At 77.2% G+C, this 281-nt stretch carries 1 protein-coding gene; it reads right to left on the reverse strand.

Features of this window, described 5'->3' with window-relative positions:
* Window positions 1-281: SDR family NAD(P)-dependent oxidoreductase (locus UK12_RS35490; protein WP_156179181.1), on the reverse strand; the 281-nt coding region annotated here is incomplete at both ends.

The following is a 281-nucleotide window of genomic DNA, read 5'->3' on the forward strand; positions in this document are numbered from 1 at the left end:
CACCTCCACCGCCGACCGGTCGGCGACGTCGCAGGCCTCCAGGGTGACCTGGATTCCCGACCCGGCCAGCTCGGCGCGGAGTTCGGCCGCACCCGGGGCCTCGGCGCCACGGCGTCCGGTGAGCACCAGGTGCTCGGCTCCGTTACGGGCCAGCCAGCGCGCGACCTCGGCGCCCAGGGCAGCGGTGCCGCCCGTGATCAGGACCGTGCCGCGCGGCTTCCAGGCCGTGCCGGACGCCTTCGCCCGGGTGGCCCGGACCAGTCGGCGGACGAACACGCCCG

It is taken from the genome of Saccharothrix sp. ST-888, assembly GCF_000955975.1.
Taxonomy (GTDB): domain Bacteria; phylum Actinomycetota; class Actinomycetes; order Streptomycetales; family Streptomycetaceae; genus Kitasatospora.